Origin of the sequence: Streptomyces sp. NPDC058664, from assembly GCF_042716635.1 — a bacterium.
Taxonomy (GTDB): Bacteria; Actinomycetota; Actinomycetes; order Streptomycetales; family Streptomycetaceae; genus Streptomyces.
This window is the reverse complement of the sequence record NZ_JBHXRW010000210.1, coordinates 1-1,423: the sequence shown is the minus strand read 5'-3', so window position 1 is coordinate 1,423 and position 1,423 is coordinate 1. Positions and strand designations below refer to the sequence as shown.

Here is a 1,423-nt window from a genome sequence, read left to right as displayed (position 1 = left end):
CTCCGGGACGGGGGCGGCGGCCGACCCACAGACCGAGCCCACTGAACAGGCACTGGCAGAGATCATCTACCAGGGCCGCGATGTGGCGTGGGGCACCGACGGCGGGCTGGGCGGCACGGGTTCTGCCTGCACCTCCGGAAGTGGCGCGGGCTCGGGCAACGGCTCCGGCGACTGCCTCGACGGTTCGGGTTCCAGCTCGGGTTCTTCGGGCGGTTACTCGTCCGATCCCGGCGCCATCGGACCCGCGTCGACGGCGTTCCTGCCCGCGTTCGGCTACGGCCTGCTCAATCCGGAGGCGGCCCCCGCAGGCGCCAACGACTGGAATTGCAAACCCACCGAGCGCAATCCGGAACCGGTGGTGCTGTTGCACGGGACCTGGTCGAACGCCTATCTCAACTTCGCGTACATGGCCCAACCACTGCACGACGCCGGTCATTACGTCTTCACGCTGAATTACGGGCAGGCCGGCCTGGTTGACGGCGGTGGGGTCGGTTCGGCGCTACCTTCGGTCAACGCCACCGGCTACATCGAGGAATCGGCTGCTCAGATCGCGAACTTCGTCGACCGCGTGCTTGTCGCCACCGGGGCGAGCAAGGTCAACCTGGTCGGCCACTCCCAGGGCGGCACGGTCGGACGGCAGTACCTGAAATTCAACGGTGGCGCGGAGAAGGTGCAGCAGATGATCACCCTCGGCGCCACCAATCACGGCACCACGCTGCTCGGGATCGCGGCGCTGGGCAGGGCGATCAACAACATGGGCATCGACATTCTCGGCTTCCAGGAAATCTTCATCGGCCACGCGGGCATCCAGCAGACCGTGGGATCGGACTTCATCAACCGGCTCAATGCAGGCGGCGACACGATGCCCGGCGTCGACTACACCGTGGTCGGCAGCCGCTGGGACCAGGTCTCCACCCCCTACGACCAGACCTTCTTGACGGCGGGCCCTGGCGCGACCGTTCGCAACGTCACCCTGCAGGACGGCTGTGAGCAGGACCTGTCCGGCCACATCACGATGGTCTACTCGCCACGTGTGCTCTCGATCGTCCTCAACGCCTTCGACCCGGAGCAAACCCCCGCCCTGGCGTGCACCTTCCAGCCCTGGCTGCTGAGCGGGGTCTGACCACTTCGGCACGACGGCCCGCCGACTCCGTGTTCGAGTCGGCGGGCCGTCAGGTCGCGGACTTCCTCGGGCGAGGAGGTCGCGAGCGTCTCCGTGAAAAGGCGGTCGGCTGAGTTAATTCCGGTCGGCGGCGACCAGTTCGGCGCAGCGTTCGCCGACGAGCATGACGGTGATGTTCGGGTTCACGGTGGTGTGTTCGGGGAACACCGAAGCATCGGCTACGCGTAGACCTTTGACGCCCTTGACCCGCAGTTCCGGGTCGAGTGGGCTCATCGGGTCGTCGACCGCGCCCATGCGGAC

General features: G+C 66.9%; 2 protein-coding genes. One reads left to right on the top strand and one right to left on the bottom strand.

Annotated elements, in window-relative coordinates; translation table 11 throughout:
* Positions 1 to 1,123: esterase/lipase family protein (locus tag ACFWUY_RS41625; protein WP_384122247.1), on the top strand; the 1,123-nt coding region annotated here is incomplete at its 5' end.
* 114 nt (positions 1,124 to 1,237) lie between these two features.
* Here ACFWUY_RS41625 and ACFWUY_RS41620 read toward each other — a convergent pair.
* On the bottom strand, positions 1,238 to 1,423 hold a 186-nt coding region (locus ACFWUY_RS41620), incomplete at its 5' end, for a GMC oxidoreductase (RefSeq protein ID WP_384122244.1).